Source organism: Micromonospora sp. WMMD1102 (assembly GCF_029626265.1).
In the GTDB taxonomy this organism is placed as follows: Bacteria; Actinomycetota; Actinomycetes; order Mycobacteriales; family Micromonosporaceae; genus Plantactinospora.
Window position 1 is genome coordinate 8,369,548 of sequence record NZ_JARUBN010000001.1, and the last position, 25,601, is coordinate 8,395,148.

A 25,601-nucleotide genomic window follows, 5' to 3' on the forward strand; every position below is an offset into this window, starting at 1 on the left:
CGGTGCGCAGTGCATCCGGTCATGAAATTTCCGGGGCGACCGGGCCCCGCGGTGTGTGCACCCGTGTCCGGGGCCCGGCGAGGGCCCCGGATTCGCTAGCCGCGCAGGTAGGCGAGGACCGCGAGGACCCGGCGATGCTGCTCCTCGTCCGGCGGCAGTCGCAGCTTGGTGAAGATGTTCCGGACGTGTTTCTCCACCGCGCCGTCGCTGACCACCAGCGCCCGGGCGATGGCGGTGTTCGAGCGACCCTCGGCCATCAGCCCGAGCACCTCCCGCTCCCGTGGGGTCAGCTCCCGCAGCGGGTCGTCCCGGCGGCGCCGGACGAGCAGCTGGCCGACCACCTCCGGGTCGAGCACGGTGCCGCCGGAGGCGACCCGGCGCAGCGCGTCGAGGAACTCGTCGATCGCCGCCACCCGGTCCTTGAGCAGGTAGCCGATGCCACCGCCCCCGGCACCACCGCTGGGCTTGACGGTGGCGAGCAGGTCGTCGGCGTACGACACCTCGACGTACTGGGAAAGGACCAGGATCGGGGTACGCGGCACCCGCTGCCGGGCCTCCACCGCCGCCCGCAGCCCCTCGTCGGTGTGCGAGGGCGGCATCCGGACGTCCACGATCGAGACGTCCGGCCGGTGCGCGACGATGGCGTCGACGAGTGCCGTGCCGTCGCCGACCGCGGCCAGCACATCGTGTCCGTGCTCGGTCAGCAACCGGACCAGCCCCTCGCGGAGCAGGACGGCGTCGTCGGCGATAACTACCCGCATGACGTCGTTGTCTACCACTGCCGGCCTCTCGGACGGGTGCCGGGGCGGCTCAGCACGGCAGTTCGGCCCGGATCTCGGTCGGTCCGCCGGGCGGGCTGAGCACGCTGAGGGTGCCGTCGTTGGCGCGTACCCGGTCGGCGAGGCCGGCCAGGCCGTGTCCCTTGGACAGGTGCGCCCCGCCCTCGCCGTCGTCGATCACCACGATCCGCAGTGCCCGATCCTCGCGGGTCACCGTCAACCAGCACTCGGTGGCCCGGCTGTGCTTGGCGACGTTCGTGAGCGCCTCGGCCACCACGAAGTAGGCCGTCGACTCGACAGCCGGGTCCGGGCGGCCCTCCCGGGTGCCGAGCCGCGGGTCGACGGCTAGCTCGACCGGGATCAGCCCGCGCCCGGCGAGTGCGGCCAGGGCGCTGGGCAGGCCCCGGTCGACCAGGATCGGCGGGGCGATGCCCCGGGACAGCGCGCGCAGTTCGGCCAGGGTGTCGCGGGTCTGGGCCAGCGCCTCGCCGAGGGTCTGCCGGGCGGCTTCCGGGTCCGAGTCGAGCTGCTGCTGAGCCCGGCTCAGGTCCATGGCCAGCCGGACCAGCCGCTGCTGCGGCCCGTCGTGGATGTCCCGTTCGAGCCGGCGCAGCGCGGTGGCCTCGGCGGAGACGGCGGCCCGCTTCTGCTCCTCCAGCACGGTGATCCGGTTGCGCATCTCCGCCACCCCGGTGAGCAGCGCGCGGCCGAGCGAGGCTTGCAGCAGGGCACAGCCCCGGACCACCAGCGGCAGGGTGATCAGGAAGAAGACTCCGAGCGCGGTGTTCAGCCCGATCCGGGCGGCGGCGCTGTCGCCCAGCCCGAGCAGCTCGTGCAGGCCCTGGTCGCCGGGGACCTGCGGGATCGCCCAGTCGTACGCCCAGTAGAAGCTGCCGCCGATCGCGCAGGCCCACCAGACGACGGTGGTGACGAAGGTGCCGACCGCCGCCACCAGCCTGATCCAGCCGTGTGCGAGGTCGAGCCAGGACTGGGCGTCGGCGATCGGCACGAAGATCCGCCGCCAGGCGCTGGCTCCGGGCTCGGCGGTGCGGTAGCGGGGGCGTATCCGGGGCTGCCGGAGCACCGCCGGCATCCGCAGCCGTTCGATGTCGGCGAAGCCACGGGCGGCGTAGAGGGTGCCGGTCAGGATCGGCAGCCCGGTCACCGTCACCGCCAGCCCGGCGCTGAGCGCGACTCCGACGACCAGTACGACGAAGCTCGCCACGGCGAGGGGGAGGCTGAGTACGACGTAGCCGGAGTCGATGGCGAGCTGGCGCAGCATGCCCCTGCCGGCGCCCGGTTCGGCGCCGGCGGTCAGGCCGTTGGCGGTGGTCGTGGTCATGTTCTCGACGCTAGGCATCGGCGCGGTCGGTCCCCATCCCATCGGCTGGTCTCTTCACGGTAGGGCTGTCCCCACCCGGCGGGGAAATCCGCGCGCCGCACCCGGCGGTGCTGGCCCACCCGCACCCGGCGGTGCTGGCCGACACGCGCACGCCGATCCTGGCGGAGGCGACCCGCGCACCCCACGACCGGCCGGCGGGCTTGGCCCCGAATGTAATGGTGGACTCGGGAAATCGACGGGGCTTCAGGATTGTCGATCTTGGCGAATGGGCGGGTCGATCGGCCGGCGTGGCTGCGGCGAGTTGGTGAGATAAGTCGGACTTAGGTAATAATCGCCGTGCCGGCTCCGGGCGGCCCGGAAACCGATCTTGTATGTGGAGGCGCAGGTGAGGCGTTATCGCGGTCTATCAAGATCGCGATTTGTGCGTGTCTTCACAAGCGCCTACTCTGTTAGTCCGACGAGCCCTGCTAGCACAGCCGGTCGTAGCGGTCGGCAGCGGGTGCACCGAAAAGACCTGCCGGTCCGGCTGGTCGAAGATCGCACGGCACGGAGTCGTATGAGTCAGCACCGCCCGATAGGCACGCCCGGCCGCGCCGGTGCCGTGCCGGCGCTTCCGGACCTCCCCGAGGCGACGGTCGCCCGGCTCCCGGAATACCTCCGTGCCCTGCACAATCTCGCCGAAACCGGCAACGACACGGTCTCCAGCGAGGAGCTCGCGGCAGCGGCCGGAGTCAACTCGGCCAAGCTGCGCAAGGACCTCTCCCAACTCGGGTCGTACGGCACCCGGGGGGTGGGCTACGACGTGGCCCTGTTGATCGACCAGATCGAGTTCGTGCTCGGGCTCACCCAGTGCCGGTCGGTCGCGCTGGTCGGTGTGGGTAATCTCGGTCACGCCCTCGCCGGGTACGCCGGCTTCACCGGTCGTGGTTTCCGGATCGCGGCGCTCTTCGACGCCGACCCGGCCCGGCTCGGCGAGGAGATCAGCGGGCTGACCGTCCGGCACATCGACGAGCTGCCCCGGGTGGCCGCCGAGGAGAGCATCGCGATCGGCGTGATCGCCACCCCGGCCACCGCCGCGCAGAGCGTCGCCGACCAGCTGGTCGCGGCCGGGGTGACAAGCATCCTCAACTTCGCGCCCTGCGTGCTGGCCGTCCCGGACGGGGTCGACGTGCGCAAGGTCGACCTCGCCATCGAGTTGCAGATCCTCTCCTTCCACGAGCACCGCAAGGCGGCCCTGACCGGCCTGCCCGCGACCACCGGGCCGGGGCTCGCCGGCTCGGGCGGCCCCGGGCTCACCGGCTCGGCCGGCGGACTGGGCACCCCGCACGGCGGCACCCTCGGCGGCGCCACCAACGGGCTGACCGCGCTGCCCGGCGGTCTGGCCGCCACCGGCACCACCGAGGCGACACCCACCGGGAAACTCCGGCCGACGAGTGCGGAGGCGGTCGGCTCATGAACCTGCTCGTCGTAGGTGCGTCGCACCGCACCGCTCCGGTCGCCATCCTGGAGCGGCTGGCCGTCGCCGGCACCGAGCTGCCGGAGATCCTGGCCCGGCTGCTCGCCCAGCCCTACGTCGGCGAGGCGGTGGTCGTCTCGACCTGCAACCGGGTCGAGGTCTACGCCGCCGCCACCGGCTTCCACGGCGGGCTCGGCGACATCTGCGCGGTGCTGGCCGGGCACGCCGGAGCCGTACCGGCCGAGCTGGCCAACCACCTCTACGTGCACTACGACGGCGCGGCGGTGGAGCACGCCTTCCGGGTCGCCGCCGGGCTGGACTCGATGGTGGTCGGCGAGGCGCAGATCCTCGGCCAGCTGCGCGACGCCTACCACGCGGCGAGCGAGGCCGAGGCGCCCGGCCGGCTGCTGCACGAGCTGATGCAGCAGGCCCTCCGGGTGGGCAAGCGGGCGCACGCCGAGACCGACATCGACCGGGCCGGACAGAACGTGGTCAGTGCCGCGCTCGACCTGGCCGCCCGGCACTTCGGCGGCGACATCGCGGGCCGCCCGGTGCTGGTGGTCGGGGCCGGCTCGATGGGCGCGCTGGCCGTGGCCACGCTCTCCCGGCTGGGCGCCGGCCCGGTGGGGATCAGCAACCGGGGTCACGACCGGGCACTCCGGCTCGCCGAGGCGTACGGCGCCACGGCGGTGCCGATCGCCGAACTCGCCACCGCCCTCTCCACAGTGGACATCGTAGTGGCCGCCACCGCGTCGATCGAGCCGGTCCTCACCCGGGCGACGGTCTCCCGGGCGTTGCGGGAGCGCGCCGCCGACCGGACCGACCCGCTGGTCCTGCTCGACCTCGCCGTGCCCCGGGACATCGAGCCGGCCGTCGCCGAGCTGCCCGGAGCGGTGGTGATCGACATCGACGGGCTGGCCGCGGCCCAGCCGATCGGCCCGGCCGCCACCGACACCGCTGCGGTGACCCAGATCGTCAGCTCCGAGGTCGAGTCCTTCCTCACCTGGCTGCGCGGCGCCGACGTCGCGCCGACCGTGGCCGCCCTGCGGGCCCGGGCCGACGAGGTGGTCGCCGCCGAGCTGCGCCGGCTCGCCCAGCGCCGGCCGGACCTCACCGACGACCAGCGTGCCGAGGTGAGCCACGCGGTGCACCGGGTGGTGCAGCGGCTGCTGCACTCGCCGACGGTGCGGGTCCGGCAACTCGCCGCCGAGCCCGGCGGCGACCAGTACGCCGCCCTGCTCCGGGAACTCTTCGACCTGGAGGTGCCGGTCACCTCGCAGGCGGACACCGTGCCGGAGCTCGCCGCCGCCGAGCTGGCCGGAGTACCGGCCGGCAACCGGTTGACCGGGCTGGCCGGGTTGCCCGGCCTCGGTGACCTGCCGGCGATCGACGGCCAGGCCGACCTCGGCGCCGGAGCGGCCCTGCGCGCCCAGGTGCCCCGACAGCAGTCCGGAGGAGAACGATGAGCGAGCGGAGCGGCACGAGCGTGCTGCGGCTCGGCACCCGGGGCAGCGCACTCGCGCTCGCCCAGTCCCGGACGATCGCCGAGGCGGTGACGGCGACCACCGGCCGCCCGGTCGAACTGGTCGAGATCGTCACGGCCGGCGACCGGTCCAGCGCCCCGGTGCACCGGCTGGGTGTCGGGGTCTTCGTCTCGGCGCTGCGCGACGCGCTGGTCGCCGGAGAGATCGACTTCGCGGTGCACTGCTACAAGGACCTGCCGACGGCCGTTCCGGCCGGGCTGCACATCGCGGCGACACCGCCCCGGGAGGACCCGCGCGACGCGCTGGTCGCCAGCCACGGCCGTACCCTGGCCGAACTGCCCCCCGGCGCCACCGTCGGCACCGGTGCGCTGCGCCGGATCGCCCAGTTGCACGCGCTCGGGCTCCAGCTCACGGTGGTGCCGATCCGCGGCAACGTGGACACCCGGATGGGCCGGGTGCACGGCCCGGAGGCCGATCTCGACGCGGTGGTGCTGGCCCGGGCCGGGCTGCTCCGGCTGGGCCGGGCCGACGAGATCAGCGAAACCCTCGACCCGATGCTGATGCTGCCGGCACCCGCCCAGGGCGCGCTGGCCCTGGAGTGCCGGGTCGACGACGCCGAGCTGGTCGAACTGCTCGGCGTGCTCGACCATGCACCGACCCGGGCCGCGGTCACCGCGGAACGGGCGTTTCTGGCCACCCTGGAGGCCGGGTGCAGCGCGCCGGTCGCCGGGTACGCCGAAGTCGCCGAGGGCGACGACGGCGAGGAGATCTACCTGCGCGGTGCGGTGATCAGCCCGGACGGCACCCGTGACATCCGGCTGTCCCGCACCGGTACGCCCGCCGAGGCGACGGAGATCGGCAAGGCACTCGCCGCCGAACTCCTCGACCTCGGCGCCGACTCGATCCTCGGGGCGCCTAAGGAATCCGGCGCGAGGACCCAGCATCTTGGAGCTACAGAATGATCGGCACCCGTAAGCCCGCAGGTCGCATCGCGTTCGTCGGGGCGGGACCCGGCGACCCCGGCCTGCTGACCCGCCGGGCGCACGACGCACTCGTCGACGCCGACCAGGTGGTGTACGACCGCAGCGTTCCCGAGGCCCTGCTGACCGTGGTCAGGGCCGAGGCCAAGCAGGACGCGCAGTTCACCCCGGCCGAGGGGGCGCCGGGTGACGTGGCCAAGGTGCTGCTCTCGGCGGCCCGGTCCGGCCTGGCCGCCGTACACCTCGTCGCGGGTGACCCGTTCGGGCACGACGCGGTGGTCAAGGAGGTGCAGGCGGTGGCGCGTACCGCCGTGCACTTCGAGGTGGTGCCGGGGGTCGGCCAGGCCGAAGGGGTGGCCACCTACGCCGGGGTGCCGCTGTCCGGGGTACGCACCGCCGCCGACGTGGACGACGTCACCGCGATGGACTTCGAGGCGCTGGCGGCGGCGGTCGCCCGTGGCTCGCTCGCCCTGGCGGTGGACGCCGGTGACCTGGCCGCGATCCGGGACGGGCTGCTGGCCGCCGGGGTGGACGGCACCACCGCGGTCGCGGTGACCGGCGACGGCACCGGCGAGACGCAATACACCACCACCTCGACGGTGGACAGCTTCGTCGCCGCCGCGCTCGGCTTCACCGGCCGGGTGGTGCTCACCCTCGGTGTCGGCGTCCCGCACCGGGACAAGCTCAGCTGGTGGGAGAACCGTCCGCTGTACGGCTGGAAGGTGCTGGTGCCGCGCACCAAGGAGCAGGCCGGGGTGATGAGCGCCCGGCTGCGCGAGTACGGCGCCATCCCGTGCGAGGTGCCGACGATCGCGGTCGAGCCGCCGCGTACCCCGGCCCAGATGGAGCGGGCGGTCAAGGGCCTGGTCGACGGCAGGTACGCCTGGGTGATCTTCACTTCGGTGAACGCCGTACGCGCGGTCTGGGAGAAGTTCGCCGAGCACGGCCTGGACGCCCGGCACTTCGGCGGCGTCAAGATCGCCTGTATCGGCGAGGCCACCGCCGAGGCGGTCCGCGCCTTCGGCATCCAGCCGGAGCTGATCCCGTCCGGGGAGCAGTCCTCGGAGGGGCTGCTCGCCGAGTTCTCCCCGCACGACGAGATCCTCGACCCGGTCGGCCGGGTGCTGCTGCCCCGCGCCGACATCGCCACCGAGACGCTGGCCGCCGGGCTGACCGAGCGCGGCTGGGAGGTCGACGACGTGACCGCCTACCGGACGGTGCGGGCGGCCCCGCCGCCGGCCGAGATCCGGGACGCGATCAAGTCCGGTGGCTTCGACGCGGTGCTCTTCACCTCCTCCTCGACCGTGCGCAACCTGGTCGGCATCGCCGGCAAGCCACACGCCCGGACGGTGGTCGCGGTGATCGGCCCGAAGACGGCGGAGACCGCAGGCGAGTTCGGCCTGCGGGTGGACGCCCAGCCGGCGCACGCCTCGGTGCCGGACCTGGTCGAGGCGCTGGCGTCGTACGCGGTGGAGCTGCGGGAGAAGCTGGCCGCGATGCCGGCGAAGCAGCGCCGGGGCTCGAAGGTGCAGGGCCCGACCGCGCTGCGGTTCCGGTAGCCTCGGTCGGATACGCGAACCGAGCCGATGTCGGATTCGCGAGACTGACCGCTGTCGGATTCGCGAAACGCGAACCACTGTGAGGCACGCTCGGTTCTGAGGCACCATCGGTGCTGGGGCCGTCGGCGGCACGGGGCCGTCGCGGCAGGGTCCGTCGGCGACACTGGGCCGGCACGGACCCGAACGACCCGGGGGGACACCCGGGTCGCGTGCCGGCCGGTCGGCCGGAAGGAGTGACGATGTCGTACCCCGAGATCCGTCCGCGCCGGCTGCGCCGGTCCCCGGCGGTCCGCCGGCTGGTCGAGGAGACCCGGCTCGCCCCGGCGGACCTGGTGCTGCCGATGTTCGTCAAGGAGGGGCTGGCCGAGCCCCGGCCGATCGCCTCGATGCCGGGCGTGCTCCAGCACTCCCGGGAGTCGCTGCGCAAGGCGGCGGCCGAGGCCGTGCACGCCGGCATCGGCGGGATCATGCTCTTCGGGGTGCCGCTGCACAAGGACGAGGCGGGTTCCGGTGGCACCGACCCGGACGGCATCCTCAACGTGGCGATCCGGGACGTGGTCGCCGAGGTCGGCGACGCCACCGTGGTGATGAGCGACCTCTGCCTCGACGAGTTCACCTCGCACGGGCACTGCGGACTGCTCGCCCCGGACGGCACCGTCGACAACGACGCCACGCTCGCCGCGTACGCCGAGCTGGGGGTGGCGCAGGCCGAGGCCGGGGCGCACCTGGTCGGGACGTCCGGAATGATGGACGGCCAGGTCGGGGTGGTCCGCAGGGCGCTGGACGCCGCCGGGCACACCGACACCGGCATCCTGGCGTACGCGGTGAAGTACGCCTCCGCGTTCTACGGCCCGTTCCGGGAGGCGGTGGAGTCGTCGTTGCGGGGGGACCGCCGCACCTACCAGCAGGACCCGGCCAACCTGCGGGAGTCCCTCCGGGAGGTACGCCTCGACGTCGCCGAGGGCGCCGACATGGTGATGGTGAAGCCCGCCCTGCCGTACCTCGACGTGCTGGCCGCGGTCCGGGCCGAGGTGGACGTACCGGTCGCCGCGTACCAGATCTCCGGGGAGTACTCGATGGTCGAGCTGGCCGCCGCGAACGGCTGGATCGACCGGGAGCGGGCGATGCTGGAGACGTTGACCTCGATCCGCCGGGCCGGTGCCCAGGTCATCCTCACCTACTGGGCCGTCGAGGCGGCCCGGATGCTCCGCGAGCGCCGCCACCAGGAGGTCGCCCAGTTCAGCCCGACCCGGTACGCCCCGCCCGCCGGGTTGTCCAGCCCGCGGACCCGGTCCCAGCGGGCGTAGGCGCGGGTCGTCGCCTCGTCGGTCGCCTCCCGGGCCAGCGCGTCGTCGCGGAGGCTCAGCGCCAGCGCCCGGTAGACCCGGTCGCTGTACGCCCGGTAGAACGCGTCGAACGGCTCGGCCGCGACCTGACCGGCCGGAACGCCTACGCCTACCGGATCGCTGGCCACTGCTTCCATGTCCGGTACACGCGCTGCCCGGACCGGACGTTCCCTCCGACCCCGCTGGGTTGCGCTGGCGGCCCGGCTGACCAGACGAGCGGCCCGGCGGCGGAGCGGGGGTAGTCGGCGCGGAGACTGTCGAGCTGGGTGCACAGGCGGGGCACGGCGGCCGGGGTTGCGGAGCGGGGGTGGTCGGCGCGGAGACTGTCGAGCTGGGTGCACAGGCGGGGCACGGCGGCCGGGGTCGCCGGCGTGGTGATGCGGTTCGGGTCGACCGGCGGGTGGGCGGGACCGGGGTTCGGGCAGGCCGGGAGGGTGGGCGCACAGGCGGGGCAGCTCGACAGTCTCACTGGCGACTATCCCGACCCGCACCCGACCCGACGTCAGATCGCCGGCTCGAAAATCTCTGGCAGCGCCGGGTTAGCCGATCAGCCCGCAAGACAGGGCACTAGTTGGCGCCGTCCAGCCGGTGCGCCAGCTCGGCCACGTCGACGCCGTACTCGTACCACTCCCGGTCGGCCTGGAAGCCGAGGTCGGCGTTGACCGCCCGCATCGCGTCGTTGGTCCGGGCGTTCCAGGTCTGCACCTCGGAAACCTTGGGCTCGGCCGAACGCAGCTCGAAGAGCATCCGCGCCTTCATCGCCCGGTCGATGCCGAAGCCCTGGTGCTCCCGGCCGACGATGGTGTCCCACTGGTCGGCCCGGGTCGGGTGGTGGGCCGGCACGACGACCTCGGTCAGCCCGGCCACCACACCGGTCTTCTCCTCGACCGCGAGCACGATGTAGGGCTTCATCCCACGCCGGTGCAGACAGTTGAGGCTGTCCCGCAGGCGCTGCGGGTCGTGCGAACTCGGCCGCAGGTCCAGGTCGCCGTCGTCGACGTCGCGGGTTTCGGCCTTCGCCATCGCGTACGGCTCGATAAGGTCCTCCGGCGGGCCGCCGGGGCAGAACTCCAGCCGGTATCCGGGGCCGATTCCCTGGGCCATCTCGCCGAGCGCGGTCCAGTCCACCGTGCCGAGTCGCAGTACGCTGCGGTCCTCCTCGTACTCCCGGGCGAAGCCGAGCGCCTCGTAGAACCCGACCGCGGGCGTGTCGCCGATGACCTCGACACCCATCGACCGGAAGCCCTCCTGATAGGTGCGGCGGGCCGCCGTGGCGATCAACTTCCGGCCGACCCCGCGGCGCCGGGCCGCCGGGTGCACCATCACCTCCAGCACCCCGATGTCACCGAGCAGGAGTACGTGGGTGTGCCCGAGGATGCGCCCCGGCTGCCCGTCGGCCGAGGGCTCGTCCTGGATGATCCAGGAGATGCGGCGTTCGCCGGGCATCACCTCGCAGAGGTACTCCCGGAGCATGCCGTTCTCCCACAGAGGGTCCTCCGGCAGGTCGGCCGCGAAAACCGCGTTGATCGCGTCCAGGAAGGACTCGATCTCCGCGGCCGGGGCGGTCCTGGGATCCCACTCGCGCACCATCACGCGTCTAGCTTGCCGTCAACCGCAGTCTGGCGAAAGTGCCCAGTTCTCCAATGTGTCGAGCACATTACGCTAAGTCCTACTGTCCGTGCCGTACCTGTTGGCGGTCTCGAACACCGATTGCGCATATGGCCGCACGTCATTGTAGGAAAGGATGGCGCTCCACCAGTCGGCGGCGACCGACAGGTTGCGGCCTCCCTTGCACAGATAGTTACCGGCCGCCAGAGCCGCGTCGTCGATGCTGTGCGGGTTCTCCACGCCGTCACCGTCGGCGTCGGCCCCGATCTCCGCCCAGGTGGTCGGGATGAACTGCATCGGCCCGACCGCGCGGTCGTAGGTGGCGTCCCGGTCGAGCCGGCCGTCCTCGGTGTCCATGATCCGCATCCGACCGCCGTTGCCGTCCAGCGGCAGGCCGATGATCTCGGGTGCGGCGACCCCGTTCGGGCCGAGGACCGCCCCGTTCGCCCGCCCGTGCGACGACTCGACGTGCCCGATCGCGGCCAGCGTGGTCCAGCGAAGCTGGCAGCTGGGCGTGGTCTGCCCGACCCGCATCTCCGCGTAGCCGTACGCCTGGAGGGCGGTGGGTGAGATCCCGACCCGGGGCCCGACCTGCGCCGCCCAGCCGGCGAGTACGTCCGACGGACGGCCACCGGTCGCGTTCCACGGCGGCGCCGGCACGCTCGGCGTGCCGAACGACGGCGGGCTCGGCAGCCCCGACGGCAGCCCGCCGGGCGCGACCGGGAACCCCTCCAGGCTGGGCGAAGCCGGTGGTGGAGTCGTCTCGGCACCCGGCTGCGCCGACCCGGCCTGGCGCGCGGTGGCCGGGAGCAGGAAGGCTCCCGCCGCGCCGGTCGTCGCGACCAGGGCGAAGAGCAGCAGCGCCGGCAGGGTCAGCCGACCGCTCGGCCGCTTCGACCAGGCGCGGACCGCCCCGGGCGACGGCCAGCGGGCGACCGCGTGCGCGAACCGGACCCGGATCCGCCGGTTCCGTCGGGCCGGCGCGGTCGCCGGTGTGTCGAGGTCGATGACCGTCTCGTCCGGTTTGCCCGCCGGCCTTTCCGCTGGCTTCTCCACGACCGGCCCGCTCGCCGTGCTCGCGGCGTCCGGTCGTGCCGCGCCGGCCGCCGTCGGCTCGGTGTCTGCCGTCTCCGGTTCTGTGGTGCCGGCTGTCTCCGGCCTGCTGTCTGCCGTCTTCGGCTCCGGCGCGTCGGCTGCCGCCGGGCGGGCCTCGGCCGGGGCCGGTCCTGCCGTGCCCGGGGCATCCGGGGTGGCGTCGGCCGGGGGCAGGTCCGAGGTGCCGGCGGCGGTGGAGCCGGCGTCGGCCGGGTCCAACTTCTCGGCTCGGGTCTCGACCGGCTCGGGAGCGGGGTGGGCCGGCGCGTCGGGCTCGCGGCGTGGGCGGGGCACGGCGGCCGATGGTGAACCGGAGTCGGGATCCGGAGCGGCACCCGAGCTGGCCAGTGGCCCGTCGAAGACCGGCGCCGCAGGCCGCAGTGGTCGAGTCGTAGAAGTCTCCTCGCGCTCCGCCACCCGTCGAGTATTACCCATGGACCGTCGAACGTCAGGTCTGGTCGTACGCTGTTGGTATGCCCCGGTACGAGTTCCGCTGCCGCGCCTGCGGCGACACCTTCGAAATCGACCGGCCGATGGCCGAGGCCTCGGCTCCGGCGTCCTGCCCGCAGGGGCACGACGACACGGTCAAGCTACTGTCCACGGTGGCGTTCACCGGTCGTGGCGCGGGGGGTTCCGCCCCGCCGCCGGTCGCGCCGAGCGGCGGCGGCTGCTGCGGCGGGAGTTGCGGCTGCTGAGGCCGTAACCCAACTGTCCGGACCCGGCCCCCTCCGTCCCGGACAGCGTCGGTTCGGTGAGGACGGTTCGCGACCGTGATGTCGGTTTCGTGGCACAGTCCCCGGTTAGCACCTTGGTACGGTGTCGCGCCGTCCGTTCCTACGATGGGCCAGCCCGTAAATATGCGGAAGCATGAACGCGACTTCCAGGGGGCGGGAGGTTCCAGGCATGTCAGCACGGATCCACCTGCCGAGCGGGTTGGTGACATTCATGTTCACCGACATCGAGGGGTCCACCCGGCTGGCCCAGATGCTCGGTTCGGGCTATCGGCCGGTGCTGAGCGAGCACCGGCGCCTGCTGCGGGCGACGCTGGCCGCGAGTGACGGGACGGAGCTCTTTACCGAGGGCGACTCGTTCTTCGTCGCGTTCGGCGACGCCTCGTCCGCACTGGACGCGTCACTTGCCGCCCAGCGGGCACTCAACAACCACGAGTGGCCGACCCCGGAGGCCACCCCAAAGGTCAGGATGGGGCTGCACACCGGGCACGCGGAACCCCGCGACGGCGAGTACGCCAGCGCCGAGGTGCACCGGGCCGCCCGGATCGCCGCTGCCGCGCACGGCGGCCAGGTGCTCTGCTCCGGCGCGACCGCCAAGCACGCCGCACCGCTGCCGCCGGGCGCCTCCCTGCTCGACCTCGGGCTGCACCGGCTGCGCGGCTTCGACGACCGGGAGAGGCTCTTCCAGCTCGTCGCACCGGGGCTGGAGCGGCAGTTCCCCCGGCCCCGGACGGCCGACGCGATCCCGCACAACCTGCCGACCCAGGTCACCTCGTTCGTCGGCCGGCGGGCCGAGCGGGAGGAGCTGGACCAGCTCATCGACACGCACCGGCTGGTGACGGTGGTCGGTGCGGGCGGGGCCGGCAAGACCAGGCTGGCGGTCGAGTTGGCCGGCGGCGTGGTCGAGTCGTACCCGGACGGGGTCTGGTTCGTCGACATCGCCACCGTGACCGACCCCGGGCTGGTCGCCTTCGCGATCGCCGCGGTCCTCGGGCTGCGGCCGGAGCCGGGCCGGCCGATGCTGGAGACGCTCGTCGAGTTCGCCGCCTCCCGGCGGATGATCGTGGTGCTCGACACCTGTGACGCCCAGCCGGCCGCCTGCGCCGAGGTCATCTCGCGACTGCTGGCCGGCGGCAGCGGCGTACGCGTCCTCGCCACCAGCCGGGAGTCGCTCGGGCTGCCCGGCGAGGTGATCTGGCGGATCCCGCCGCTCTCCGTCGACCCGGCGCCCGGCGGCGGGCCGAGCGAGGCGGTGACCCTGCTGCTCGACCGGACCGCCGCGGCCCGGGGTGGGCGCCGGTCCGGCCCGGCCGAGTCGGCCGACCTGCAACGGGTGGTGACCCGGCTGGACGGGCTGCCGCTGGCGATCGAGCTGGCCGCCGCCCGGCTGCGGGTGCTCTCCGCCAGCCAGCTCGCCGAACGGCTGGACGACGTACTCGGCGCGCTGGACGCGGGGCGGGACGACGTGGAGCCTGCTCCGGTGCCGGCCCGGGGCTGGGTCGCCAACCAGCAGGACACCGTGGACCTGGCGGCGGCGGCCCGGGGGATGGCGCCACCGGTCGGCGCCCGCGCGGTGCAGCGGTCGGCCACCCAGCGGCACGTCACCATGCAGGCCACCGTCACCTGGTCGTACCGCACGCTCGGTCCCCGGGCCGCCCGGCTGCTGCGCTGGCTGGCGGTCTTCTCCGGCCCGGTGGACCTGGCCACCGTCGAGTGGCTGCTCAACGACGACCCGCTCGACCCGCTCTCCGTGCTCGTCGACAAGTCGATGATCCAGGCGGAGCCGAACGTCTCCGGCAGCACCTACCGGATGCTCGACCCGATCCGGGCGTACGCGGCCCGCCGGCTGGTCGACGCGGGCGAGGAGCAGACCGCCCGGGACCGGCACGTGGCCTGGTCGCTGCACGCGTTGCAGCGGACCTACCTGGGGCCGGACGAGCGGCCGGTCACCCTCTCCCTCTACGGGCTCGACCCGCTCGCCGACGAGCTGCGGGCCGCGCTGCGCTGGACGGTCACCGGTGGCAGCGCCCGGCAGGGGCTGCAACTGGCGAGTGGTCTCGACGAGTGGTGGCGGGAGCGCGGGCTGGCCCGGGAGGGGCGGCTGTGGCTGTTCCGGCTCTACGGCCGGATCGCCGAGACCGGCGAGCAGATCCCCGAGGCGGAGCTGGCGGCGGCGTACCACATGCACTCGCAGCATGCCGGCGCGGACGGTGAGTTCGCCGAGGAGTTGCGCTTCTCGCAGCGGGCCGAGTCGGCGGCCCGGCAGGCCGGCGACGCGGGCCTGCTGATCCGGGTACTCGCCGGCCGTGCCGCGCCGCTCATCGACATGGGACAGTTCGCCGAGGCGGAGCGGGTGTGCCGGAAGGTGATCGCCGAGGCCGAGACGGAGGGGGTGAACGGGGACGCGCTGCTCGCCGTCTACAGCCTGGCCGAGCTGCTCTGGCGCCGGGGTGCCCTGGACGAGGCGGCCGAGCTGCTCGGTGCGGCCCGGCCGGTGGAGGCGAGCCGGCCGACCGAGCGCGGCAAGCGCTCGGTGGACATGCTGCTCGGCATGGTGGCGCTGGCCCGGGGTGACCTGGTCGCCGCGCACGACCACCTGGTCGTCGCGCTGCGCTCCCGGATGAGCTACGGCTATCTGGCCCGGGCCTGTGACACGGTGAACGCGATAGCGGTGCGCTGCGCCGGCGGCAGGGACCCGAGAGCGGCGGCGCGACTTTTCGGCGCGGCCCAGCTCACCCGCTCGGCGATGCGCTGTACTCCGGGTACGTTCGGCGCATATTGGATCCAGGAGCAGGCCTCGCTGCGGGCACTGATGGGGGACGAAGCGTTCGACACCGCGTACGCGGCGGGGGCCGAGCTGACGCTGGAGGAGGCGGCTGCGGTCGCCCTCGACGTCGACCACCCCGACCTGGCCGCCGACTCGATCCGGTTTTCGCACGTCGAACCCCCGGCCCAGCGATCGCGCCCCCGGCAACCGGTCGACGACGAGGTCTGAGAGCACCTGCCTGACCGGACCGGCCCCAACCTTAGTGTCCGATGGGATGGCCGACCTCGACGCCGATGGCGAACCCCTGGCCGGGGCGAGGGCATTCCGGATCACCGGTCGCGTCGATGTTCACAGGCATAGGGAAACATCGACGCGACCGGCGTCCGCACCGATCAGCAGGCGCGAAGGTTCCGAACCGCCCACCTATCGATGTCTTGACCCGCGATATCCGGCATCGCCCATTCCTGGTTCTTGACGGTCTTCTTGTAGACCCACAAGGAACCATTCCAGGCGTATGCCTCAGCGCAGTACCCTGGGCCGATGTAGATGGACCAGACGTTTGGCCAGCACCAGGGCGAGGTCCGTGCGCTGATGTGGCGGCAATACTCGGTCGTAGTATCCGGGAGCTGTGTACTTTTGCACTCCAATTCCGAGATGGGTTTCATTAGAGACGTAGGAATAAGGTCTGAGTATTATGCAATCCGCATGTTGGCCTGACGCCGCGCCCGCTTCCGATGCTGGCAACCGCGTATCGCTACTTGGTGCAGCGGTCGCGGGTACACCTATTGACATGATGGCGGCTGCAAGTGAAACGAGTACCGCCAGGCGTTCGACGACTTCACCTTGCTCCTTCCGTGGGGTCATCCAGTGATGCGGGCATCCGCGCAACCACCGGGGTTCGGTAATTGATCGGAGGAGTCTACGGCGATTTCACTCTCGTGGATTTCTTTTGGCTCCAGACTTTCATCAAGGGCTGTCCAAGTGGTGGACCGAGAGAGTGCGGGAGCCTTCTTGGCGCTAGCCCGGGACGCGCCCCCGAGGGGGTGGGCTCTGCGAAGGAGACCCCGCGTGTTCCGCATCCTGCCCCCTCTGCTTGTGCAGGGACGTGGTCGGAGTCTTCGGAGGCTAGACACGCTGAGCTTCAGCCCGGCTTCCAAGGGTCGGGTGGTGACTCTCGGTGAGGCGCGGTCAGCAGGTCAGCGTGCACGGCGGTCGCGGCGAAGGCGGCAGAGGGCCCGGCTCGTTGTCTGTCGCGGCGGGCTGCCGGCGGGCGCGGCAACGGGTTCGGACCGGCTTCGACGAGGTTCAGTACCGAGTTCGAGTGAAGGTCAGCCATCCGGTGTCATTGCGCACGACGCACAGTTGCCTCGCAGCCGCCCGTTACCTCATGATCGTGGTGCGTCCCCTCGTTGCGGCGGGTCAGAGCATGGTTGCCGGCGTGAGGGATGGGAGGGCGGCTGACGTGCGACGATGGTGACAACAGATCAGGCAGCCAATGGTCGGCTCGTATCACCGCGGCTCGTCGGCCGTGCTGACGAGCGGGCCCGGCTGATTGCGGCCGTGTCGTCACCGCCGGCCGTCGTGGTCGTGGAGGGCGAGGCAGGAGTCGGCAAGACGCGGCTCGTCGCCGAACTGCAGGACGATACTGTTCTCGCCGGCCGTTTGCTGGTTGTCGGTGGCTGCCGGCCCATCCGTGAGCCTTTCCCGCTCGGTCCCGTGCTGGAGGCGGTGCGGGGGCTGAGCGATCACCTGGCGCCGGGAGGTCTTTCGCCGGTGGCCGGCGCGCTGCGACCGCTGCTGCCCGAGCTCGCCGACCGGTTGCCGCCTCCGTTACCGCAGCTGGACGATCGGGCCGCCGAGCGCCATCGGGCGTTCCGCGGGATGGCGGCGTTGCTGAATTCGTCATGTCCCCTGGTTCTGGTCTTGGAGGATATGCACTGGGCTGACGAGCACACGCTGGACTTCGTCGGATATCTGCTCGGCGCCCCCCTGGCCGGACTGTCGATGGTGCTGACGTACCGGGCCGAGGAAGTGACACCGAAGGTGCGGGCGCTGACCGCTCGGCTGCCGTCCACCGTCACCCGCGAACGATTATCCCTCTCAACACTCCACGCCGAGCAGACCGGAGAGCTGGCGGCCGCGATCCTCGCGACCGAGCGCGTGTCGTCGGAGTTTGCGGAGTACCTGTGTGTCCGCTCGTCGGGTCTGCCGTTCGCGGTCGAGGAACTTCTCGCCCTCCTGCGGACGCGCGGCACCCTGGTGCCCACCGATGGTGGGTGGGCCCGCCCGCAGTTAGGCGAGCTGGACGTTCCGACCGGGGTACGGGACTCGGTGCTGGAACGGGTGAGTCGCCTGTCCGAGCCGGCTCGGACTATCGTGGAGGCCGCCGCCGTGTTGCAGCTTCCGGCGCCGGCGCGCGTGCTGGGCGAGGCTTGCGAGCTGGGTGGCGCACACGCCTCACGCGGACTGACCGAGGCGCTCAGTTCGGGCCTGTTGGACGAGCGGGACGACGGGGTGCGGTTCCGGCATGTGCTCGCCCTGCACGCCGTGTACGAGGACCTCGCGCTCAGCCGGCGGCAGGAGTTGCACGGCCGGGCGGCTACCGCGCTGGCCCGATGCGATCCGGTGCCGTTGGGACAGGTCGCGCACCACTGGCACCACGCAGGCCGGCTCACCGAATGGGTCGTGGCCGCCGAGCAGGCGGCCGACCAGGCTGCGGCGTTGGGTGATGACGAGCAGGCGGCGCGCCTGCTGGACGAGGTGCTCCGGCTCGCACCGGTGCGGGGCGTCCAACGAGGGCGCCTCGCCGTGAAACTGCTCGAGTCGGCCGCCGAGACGCTGTCCATCCCGGCCCGGGCCCACATCCAGGAGCTCATCGGCGATGTGCTGACCCGGGAAGCGGACCTGCCACCGCCGCTCCGGGGTGAGCTGTGGCTTCGGCTAGCGCTGCTGCTGGAGAGTGCCGGCGACAGCGATGCCGCGCAGCTGCACGCGTACGCCTCGGCAGTGGCCGGCCTGGACGATCGGCCGGAACTCCAGGCTTGGGCGATGATCGGGTTGGCGGTACCCAGGGCTGCTGGCAGGCCGCGGAAGGAATACCTGGCCTGGCTGGAGCGGGCAGAGCAGGTGGTGCCGCGCATCGAGGACCTGACCTCACGGGTCGCCATGCTGAGCAAGGTCGCCATGCTCCTCACCGCCGGCGGCGACTGGCGGTGGCGAGCCCTGGCCGACCAGATCCGGACCGAGACCGGTGGCGACCCTGGCAACAGCCCACAGGCGACCGCGTACTGGCTCGTGGCGCAGGAAGCATGCTATGCCGGCCACCACCTGCTCGCCGGGGAGCACCTCGGCACCGCTTCGGCCGGCGCGGCCCGGGTCGGCAGCGAGCGGGTGCAGATGCGGTGTCGGATTACGCAGATCATGCTCGACTATTGCACCGGTGCATGGGACGGTCTGGACGATCGGGCCGACACCCTGCGCGCCGAACTGATCGAGCATCCGCGTTTGCGGCGAGACGCGGATGTCGTCCGTGCTGGCTTGGCTGTGGCCCGCGGCGACCTCGATCGCGCGGCCGCCGGATACGACGAGCTCCTGCGGGGCCGGGGGCCAGCGGTCGACCTCGACGTGCTGCCGCTGATGTTGACCGGGTACCTGCGGACGAGCCTGGCTCGTAATGACATCGACGCCGCCGTGACCACCATGGAATCCGCCTTCTCCGGTTTCGAACACCACTGGGTCATACCTGGGGCCATGCGGGCGCTGCCGGCTGCGGTGCAGGTGATGCTGTCAGCCGGACGACACGACGCCGCCGTGGCAATGGTCGAGCGGTGGGCGGCGCACGCCGAGGGCCGGGACTCGCCGCTGGCGCCGGCGGCCCTGGGCCAGGCTCGGGGCCTGCTCGCGGCTGCCGCGGGCCGGTGGGAGATGGCCGGAGCGTACGCTGCCGAGGCGGCTGCCGCGTACGAGAAGTTGCTGTGCCGGTACGAGGCGGCGCAGGCACACGAGCAGGCCGCAGAGTACTGGTCGGAGGTCGGTGACCCGCGGGCCGAGCTGGCGTTACGAGCGGCGCTCGCGGGCTTCCGCGAACTGGAGGCGTCCTGGGATCTCGACCGCGCGGCTGGCCTGGCACGGCGGTACGGCGTGTCGCTGCCGGCCCGCCACCGTGGTGGGCGCCGCGGCTACGGTCCGGAACTGTCACCCCGCGAGCGGGAGGTGGCCGAGTTGGCCGCGACCGGGCGGACCAACCGTGAGATCGCCAGCCGGCTCTACCTATCCACGAAGACCGTCGACAAGCATGTCAGCGCCGTCCTGCGCAAGCTGAATCTGCCCACGCGTGCCGCGCTGGCCAGGCACGTCGCCGCGGCGTCCGGGTTAGATGGGGAATCCTTCCCATAGCTACCGGTGGGGCGCCGACCCCAGTCTGTCGACGTGTCCAGTGACGAACCCGCCCCCGAGCCCGCTGACTCCGTGTCCGCCGAACCTGAGGTGTCGAGGTCGGAACCCGTCGCGGTGCCGGAGCGCCGCCCTGACCCCGTGGCCGGGTCGGCTGGGCCCGCCCATCCAATACCGGCCGGGTGGGTCGAGGCGTGAGAGATGGCCGGAAGCCCCGAGCGATGGGAGACGACAGCACAATGCGTACGCACAGGAGTAGACCGGGCCATCCGGCCAGGTTGTGCCGCTGGCCGGGCGCTGTGGCCGCAGGTGTAACCGCCGTGGTCGTGTCGCTCGGCTTCCCGGCGGTCACTTCGACACCGGCACAGGCCGCGCCGAAGGGTCAGGACGCGGCCCAATCGGGTGGTCCGGGTGAGCAGCCGCAACAGGTCACCTTGGTCACCGGCGACCGGGTGGACCTGACCCGCGCCGCCAACGGCGGCTACACGGTCGATGTCGAGCCGGCTCCCCGGCGCGACGGCACGCCGGTCACGTTCCTTACCGACGCCGGGCCGGACGGAGTCTTCGTCCTGCCCAGCGACGCCCTGCCGGCTATCTGGGCGGGGCAGTTGGACCGCGGGCTGTTCCACGTGTCGTACCTGGTCGAGCACGGTTACGCCGATGCGGACTCGGACGCGTTGCCGGTGATCGTGACCTATCCGAAGCCGGCCGCCGCCGGCGCACGAGGCGCCGCGCCGACGGCCGCGAGTCTGGCTGCGCGGGCCGCCAAGCTCCCGGGTACTGTCCGCCCGGTTGGGCTCACCAGCATCTCCGGTGCCGGGGTGAAGGTGCCGAAGGCGGAAGCCGGCGCGTTCTGGCAGAGCCTGCGGTCCGGAGGGACGGCCAAGGCCCGGTCCGGCGCGGATGCGCCCGGTCTGACTGCCGAGGTGTCGAAGGTCTGGCTGGACGGGCGAGCCGACCTCGTGCTCGACGAGACCGTGCCGCTGATCGGTGCCCCGCAGGCGTGGGCCGCTGGTTACGACGGCAGCGGCGTGACCGTAGCGGTGCTGGACAGCGGAGCCGACCTGAACCACCCGGACCTGACCGGCAGAATCGCCGCCGCCGAGTCGTTCGTGGACGGGCTGCCGCCGCAGGACCAGCACGGCCACGGAACCCATGTCGCTTCCACGATCGCCGGCACAGGCGCCGCCTCGGAGGGCCGGTACAAGGGTGTGGCGCCGGGCGCCAAACTGGTCACCGGCCGGGTGTGCAACAACGGCGGATCGTGCGAGTACTCCGACATGATCGCCGGAATGGAGTGGGCCGCCCGGCAGATGAAGGCCGACGTGGTCTCTATGAGCCTCTCCGGCCCCGCGACCGACGGCACCGACCCGCTGAGCCTGGCCGTCAACGAACTGACCGCAAGCACCGGTGCGCTGTTCGTGATCGCGGCCGGCAACAAGGGCGCAGACCTGACCGTGGGTTCCCCGGCCGCGGCCGACGCTTCCCTGGCCGTGGCCGCGACCGACAAGAGCGACGGATTGGCAACTTTCTCCAGTCGCGGGCCGCGGATCGGCGACCTGGCGTTGAAGCCGGACATCGCCGCCCCCGGCGTCGACATCGCGGCCGCCCGGGCAGCTGGCACCACCATGGGCGAGCCGGTCGACGACTGGTACACGGTCGCGGACGGCACGTCGATGGCCACCCCGCACGTGTCGGGCGCGGCGGCGGTGCTGGCCCAGCGGCACCCGGAGTGGCAGGCGGGCGACCTGAAGGCAGCGCTCATGTCCGCCGCGAAGGACACCGCACACACCGTCTACCAGCAGGGTGCTGGCCGGCTCGACGTGGCCCGCGTGGTCACCCAGCAGGTCTACGCCACCACCCCGAACGTCGACTTCCGGAACATGCCCCTGCCCGGCGCCGGGCAGCCGCAGCCGGCACCGGTCACCCGGGAGGTGACCTACCGGAACCTGTCCGACCAGCCCGTGACCCTGTCACTCGCACCGAACCTCGCGGCTGCCGGCGGCACCGCCCCGCCGGCCGGTGTCCTGACGGTGGCGGAGACGGTCACCGTGCCGGCGGGCGGCACGGCCAGCACCACGGTCACATTGGACGTGGCGAAGCTGGGGGAAGGCAGGTTTACCGGCGCGGTGGTCGCCACCGCCGGTGCCACGCGGGTGACCACGCCGGTCGGCGTGACGCGCGAGCCTCCCCGCTACACCTTGACGATCCGTACGCTGGGCCGTGACGGTCAGCCGGCGTCGCCATGGGCACAGGACACCATCCGGCTCGACGGCCCGAAGCCCGGTCCCGTGCCCGGTGTCCAGCTTTCCGAACCCGGCGTCACCGTCACGCAGGTGCCGCCCGGCACCTACCACATCAACCAGACGGTCAACTGGGTCGACGCCGACTCTCGGATGAACACGGCGTTGCTGGGCCAACCGGAGCTGGTCGTCACGGGGAATACCGAAATCACCTTGGACCTGCGAAAGGCCCAAAAGGTCACGTTCAGTACACCTCGTCCGGCCGAACCGCTCAACAGCGACATCGCCATCAGCAACCAGCGCTCCGCGCCGACCGGTCAGACCTTCTCAGCGACACTGGGTGCCGGAGCCAACACCGGGCTGTGGGCCTTGCCGACCGACAACGTGAGTGTGGGCAAGTTCCGATTCGCGACTCAGGCACTGCTCGGGCAGGCGCCGACCACGCTGGCGGTACTCGGTGCGGGTCCCACCCTGCACCCGGTGACTCCCCGGCACACGATGGAGAGGGACCAGGTCCACCAGGGCGGATTGATACCGGTGCAGGACGGCTTTCCTGGCTGGACGCCGTTCACCGGAATACACGACCTTAAGCTCGTCGATGCCGGGACCGGTGCGCCCGAGGAACTGGTTGGCCTCGCGGTCAAGGGGAATCTGGCCCTGCTCGAGGCAGCCGCCGTCTACGCCAGCCCCTTCGGCGGATTGACATGCGGGGTGGACATTCTGCGACTCCGGGCCCTCCGGGACGCCGGTGCCGCTGGGGTCGTGGTGTTCCCGGCAGGCGACGCGGCTGGGTGCGGGCGTCCGTACATCCCCGTCCCGGTCGTGAAGGAGCCGTTCACCGCTTTGCAGAGTCTCGGCGTCGCCAACGTGCACCTGCCGAGGCGGGAGGGTCTGCAACTGCGGGACCGACTGGCCGCCGGGCAACTCACCCTGCGCGTGCAGGGCAGGCCGGAGACCGGCTACACGTACGCGCTCAAGCCGTACTCTGACGGCAGGGTGCCGGACTCGCTTCACTTCCGGTTCACCGGCTCGCAGCAGGCCCAGCTCGGGCAGGTCAGTCTGGACTTCCACGCCCCTTCCAGCCCCACCACGACGTTCGAGGACTACCACAGCGTCTTCAAGCTGGATGACATGGTGACCACGCCCTTGGCCCTGTCCGCCGGCGGGTCGGTGGCCTTCGTCGGCCCGCGCAGCCGGACCGAGTACTTCGGGCCGGTCTCCCGGACCGTGCTGCACTACCGCAACGTCGGCGGCCGCATCGGCGGTATAGCCCCCGAAGGCCAAGACAACCGATTCACCCGCATCAGCCCGCCAACTCTCTTCGTGCAGCCCGCGCAGTCTCGTGAGGTGTGGAGGGCGGTGCCGCTCGCTCCCGGTGCGTCGAACCCATCGCCGGAGGTGCTGCGGCTGTTCGGACCTGGAGCGCTCCAGGAACTCGGCCAATGCACGTTCTGCCGGCAGGCCGGCTACCTGTTCACTTACTTCAGACTGTTCACGGCGGGTGCGGCCGGCGGACAGGGGGAGGGAAACGGCACGTCGGCGGATCGCGAGGAGAACTTCCGCGACTTCGACGTCCGACTCTTCCGGGACGGCACCGAAATCCAGCCGGTCCCCGGGTTGCCCTGGGACCTGTTCCCCGTTCCGGCGGAGCCGGCGAAGTACCGGATGACCGCGCAGGGCAAGAAGACCGACGTGACGTGGACGTTCAGTTCCGCTGAACCGGTCCGTGACACCAGGCAGCCCGGATTCCCCTGTTTCCCCGAGGTTGTCATGGGCCGTACCGGACCGTGCGCCCAGGAGCAGGTGCTGTTTGCCAACTACGATCTGTCCGGCAGCCTGACCTCGGACAACACGGTGTTGGCGCCGGGCGTGCAGACGTTTACCGTACACGCCTACCACGCGCCTTCCACGGCGCCGATGCCGAGCATCGCCGGGCTGAACCTGTCGTACTCGTACGACGGCGGGAAGCGCTGGGTTCCGACCGTTGCCCTGCCGGTCGGCAACGGTAAGTACAAGATTGTTATCCTCCACCCAGCCGACCGGTTCCGCCCTTCCGACCAGGTGAGCCTCAAGGTCGTCGCCTGGGACAAGGCCGGGAACCGGATCGAGCAGGTCACTCAAGACGCGTTCACTCTGCGAGACCGGATCCTGTCCGGGCCCCGCGACAAGGGCGTCTGACCCGGCAGGGTGACCCATCGCGTAGGCCAGCGGAATCACCGGCTCCGCTGGCCTACGCGCGTCCCAGGCGACCGGTGGTGGCGACCGTGCCGCCCTCGCGGCGCATCGCATCTACCACCGCCCCACCAGGCCTTACGCCTCACGCCGCAGGCCTGAAGCGGGCATGGAGCCTGTTCGATCGTACTGTTTCTCGTCATCGATGCGCTTGGACCTGGCGTGTTCGTCGAAGGTGACGTCTCGGATCCAGTGCACGCTGTTCTCGATGGTCCAGTGTCCGCAGGCCCAGGCGGCGATCTCGGCGGGGCGGGCCTGGTGGGTGGGTAGGTCGGTGATCGCGTAGACGATCTCGCTGGTCCATTTCTTCGTGCCCAGGCATCGGTGTTTGCGGCGGATCCGCACGACCTGGCGGGCGTGGGGGAACAGCAGGTCGTCGACGGTGACGACCTGGACTTCGCGGATCTCGTGGCGGCCGTGTCCACGGGTGGTCTGCCGGTCCAGGACCGGTACCTGTTTCCAGGACAGGCGTCGTAGTTGGGCGGCGTGGTGGGCGCGCCGCTGTTCCCGCTCGCTGGGGCCTCCGGCGTCTGCGCGGCGGGCTCGGACCGGGTCAGGGTGGACAGGTACCCGTATCCGGCGGCGGCCAGTGCAACCGGATCGACCCGACTGTAGGCCTCGCGCAGGGTGCGTTGATCGCGCACACGCCGATCGCGGACAGGGTCGCCAGCCGGTACCGCACGCCGCGCATTGTCGCGGGGATCGGGTACCTGCCCCAGCCGATCCAGCAGCCCTTCCGGCTCGACCGGGGCGTCAGCAGGTGACGCACTCGGATCCGGACCACGGCGGGCACCAGGCCAGAGGCGTTCGAGGAGATGGGCGATGATGGCATAGCGGACACGGCACCCTTTAAGATTTTGAAGCGTCGAGAACTCCATGATCTATGGGTGTCGTGTTCGCCCTGGCCACGGGGTTCAACGCAGCAGGTTGCTTGTTGTTAGAGTCGCCCGTGCCCTTACAGACGATGAATCTGTCCGGCTCACCCGTGCTTCTTGTGCCCCGGACGCTGGCCGCATCCTGGCGTGGCTTCTACGTTGCCGCAGAGCCTGATGACGGCCTGCCCGATCTAGAGCTTGCCGAAGGGACCTCCTGGCAGATCGACGACACGGTCGACTTCGACCGCCCCTGCACCGACTATGACCGGCTCTGCGCGATGCTGCATGAAGACCCGTGCCTTGTCTCGATTGGCAACGGCCACGGAGTGGCCTTCGGGCCGGGACACGACCTTCTCGGCTGGTGCGACGAACACCAAGAGATCGTGGCAGGGGTGATGCCCGAGTCCCGCGACAGACTCGTCTGGCAGTACCAGTTCACCTGGCGCAATCCGGGCCCTGACCTGCTGCTGATGAACTCGTGCCGACATGGAGCCGATCCCGATACCAGCGACGGTGAGTGCTTCACGGTAAACCTCACGCCCGGACTTTACGAGGTTGCCACCGCCAAATCGGCGGGCCCATGGGCGGGTACCTTGTGTCGGTTCCAATCGAAGCAAGCCTAGACGGTCTGCCCCATCGCCACCCTGAAGACCGGGACGGTCATGGCCAAGCTACGCCAGTGGACAATCCCGGAACACTCCGGGGCCCTGCC

12 protein-coding genes and 4 pseudogenes are annotated in these 25,601 nt (G+C 71.7%); 10 read left to right on the forward strand and 6 right to left on the reverse strand.

Annotated features, from left to right (window positions below; translation table 11 throughout):
- Positions 1-95: 95 nt before the first annotated feature.
- Both O7626_RS38090 and O7626_RS38095 read right to left on the reverse strand, forming a co-directional pair.
- The gene (locus O7626_RS38090; RefSeq protein WP_278065775.1) at positions 96-761 is read right to left on the reverse strand and encodes a response regulator transcription factor; all 666 of its coding nucleotides are present in this window, start codon (positions 759-761) and stop codon (positions 96-98) included.
- A 49-nt stretch (positions 762-810) separates the two neighbouring features.
- A complete protein-coding gene (locus O7626_RS38095; protein ID WP_278065776.1) occupies positions 811-2,121 on the reverse strand; it encodes a sensor histidine kinase in 1,311 nt (436 codons plus the stop codon).
- Between the two features lie 556 nt (positions 2,122-2,677).
- On the opposite strand from O7626_RS38095, the gene O7626_RS38100 reads away from it, so the two are divergent.
- The 5 genes and pseudogenes from O7626_RS38100 to hemB all read left to right on the forward strand — a co-directional run.
- The gene (locus O7626_RS38100; RefSeq protein WP_278065777.1) at positions 2,678-3,577 is read left to right on the forward strand and encodes a redox-sensing transcriptional repressor Rex; all 900 of its coding nucleotides are present in this window, start codon (positions 2,678-2,680) and stop codon (positions 3,575-3,577) included.
- Positions 3,574-4,878 (forward strand): annotated as a pseudogene (locus O7626_RS38105) (glutamyl-tRNA reductase); the annotation flags it as partial. The gene O7626_RS38100 and the pseudogene O7626_RS38105, both read left to right, overlap by 4 nt.
- A 161-nt stretch (positions 4,879-5,039) precedes the next feature.
- Positions 5,040-6,023 (forward strand): hydroxymethylbilane synthase, encoded by a 984-nt coding sequence (gene hemC / locus O7626_RS38110; protein ID WP_278065778.1) that lies wholly within the window; start codon positions 5,040-5,042, stop codon positions 6,021-6,023.
- On the forward strand, positions 6,020-7,600 hold the full coding sequence (locus O7626_RS38115) for a uroporphyrinogen-III synthase (RefSeq protein WP_278065779.1): 1,581 nt from the start codon (positions 6,020-6,022) through the stop codon (positions 7,598-7,600). Before hemC ends, O7626_RS38115 begins: the two co-directional genes overlap by 4 nt.
- Positions 7,601-7,839: 239 nt before the next feature.
- Positions 7,840-8,817 (forward strand): annotated as a pseudogene (gene hemB / locus O7626_RS38120) (porphobilinogen synthase); the annotation flags it as partial.
- Here hemB and O7626_RS38125 read toward each other — a convergent pair.
- The 3 genes from O7626_RS38125 to O7626_RS38135 all read right to left on the reverse strand — a co-directional run bounded on the left by O7626_RS38125 (position 8,778) and on the right by O7626_RS38135 (position 12,084).
- Positions 8,778-9,083, reverse strand: coding sequence for a hypothetical protein (locus O7626_RS38125; RefSeq protein WP_278065780.1), 306 nt, complete (start codon positions 9,081-9,083; stop codon positions 8,778-8,780). The pseudogene hemB and the gene O7626_RS38125 overlap by 40 nt on opposite strands.
- Before the next feature lie 430 nt (positions 9,084-9,513).
- Positions 9,514-10,536: a GNAT family N-acetyltransferase gene (locus tag O7626_RS38130; protein ID WP_278066506.1), complete on the reverse strand. Its 1,023-nt coding sequence runs from the start codon at positions 10,534-10,536 to the stop codon at positions 9,514-9,516.
- A gap of 72 nt (positions 10,537-10,608) precedes the next feature.
- A complete protein-coding gene (locus O7626_RS38135) occupies positions 10,609-12,084 on the reverse strand; it encodes a lytic murein transglycosylase (protein ID WP_278065781.1) in 1,476 nt (491 codons plus the stop codon).
- A gap of 38 nt (positions 12,085-12,122) precedes the next feature.
- Between O7626_RS38135 and O7626_RS38140 the strand changes: the two genes are divergently transcribed.
- The 4 genes and pseudogenes from O7626_RS38140 to O7626_RS38155 all read left to right on the forward strand — a co-directional run bounded on the left by O7626_RS38140 (position 12,123) and on the right by O7626_RS38155 (position 23,960).
- Positions 12,123-12,344, forward strand: a complete 222-nt coding sequence (locus O7626_RS38140; RefSeq protein WP_278065782.1) for a zinc ribbon domain-containing protein — start codon at positions 12,123-12,125, stop codon at positions 12,342-12,344.
- 208 nt (positions 12,345-12,552) lie between these two features.
- Positions 12,553-15,315 (forward strand): annotated as a pseudogene (locus O7626_RS38145) (adenylate/guanylate cyclase domain-containing protein); the annotation flags it as partial.
- 1,302 nt (positions 15,316-16,617) lie between these two features.
- Complete coding sequence (locus O7626_RS38150; protein ID WP_278065784.1) at positions 16,618-19,542, forward strand: LuxR family transcriptional regulator; 2,925 nt, start codon at positions 16,618-16,620, stop codon at positions 19,540-19,542.
- Positions 19,543-19,859: 317 nt separating this feature from the next.
- The gene (locus O7626_RS38155) at positions 19,860-23,960 is read left to right on the forward strand and encodes a S8 family serine peptidase (RefSeq protein WP_278065785.1); all 4,101 of its coding nucleotides are present in this window, start codon (positions 19,860-19,862) and stop codon (positions 23,958-23,960) included.
- 219 nt (positions 23,961-24,179) lie between these two features.
- Here the strand turns inward: O7626_RS38155 and O7626_RS38160 are convergent.
- Positions 24,180-24,500: pseudogene (locus O7626_RS38160) on the reverse strand (ISAs1 family transposase); the annotation flags it as partial.
- Between the two features lie 478 nt (positions 24,501-24,978).
- On the opposite strand from O7626_RS38160, the gene O7626_RS38165 reads away from it, so the two are divergent.
- Positions 24,979-25,512: an Imm21 family immunity protein gene (locus O7626_RS38165; protein ID WP_278065786.1), complete on the forward strand. Its 534-nt coding sequence runs from the start codon at positions 24,979-24,981 to the stop codon at positions 25,510-25,512.
- Positions 25,513-25,601: the final 89 nt, after the last annotated feature.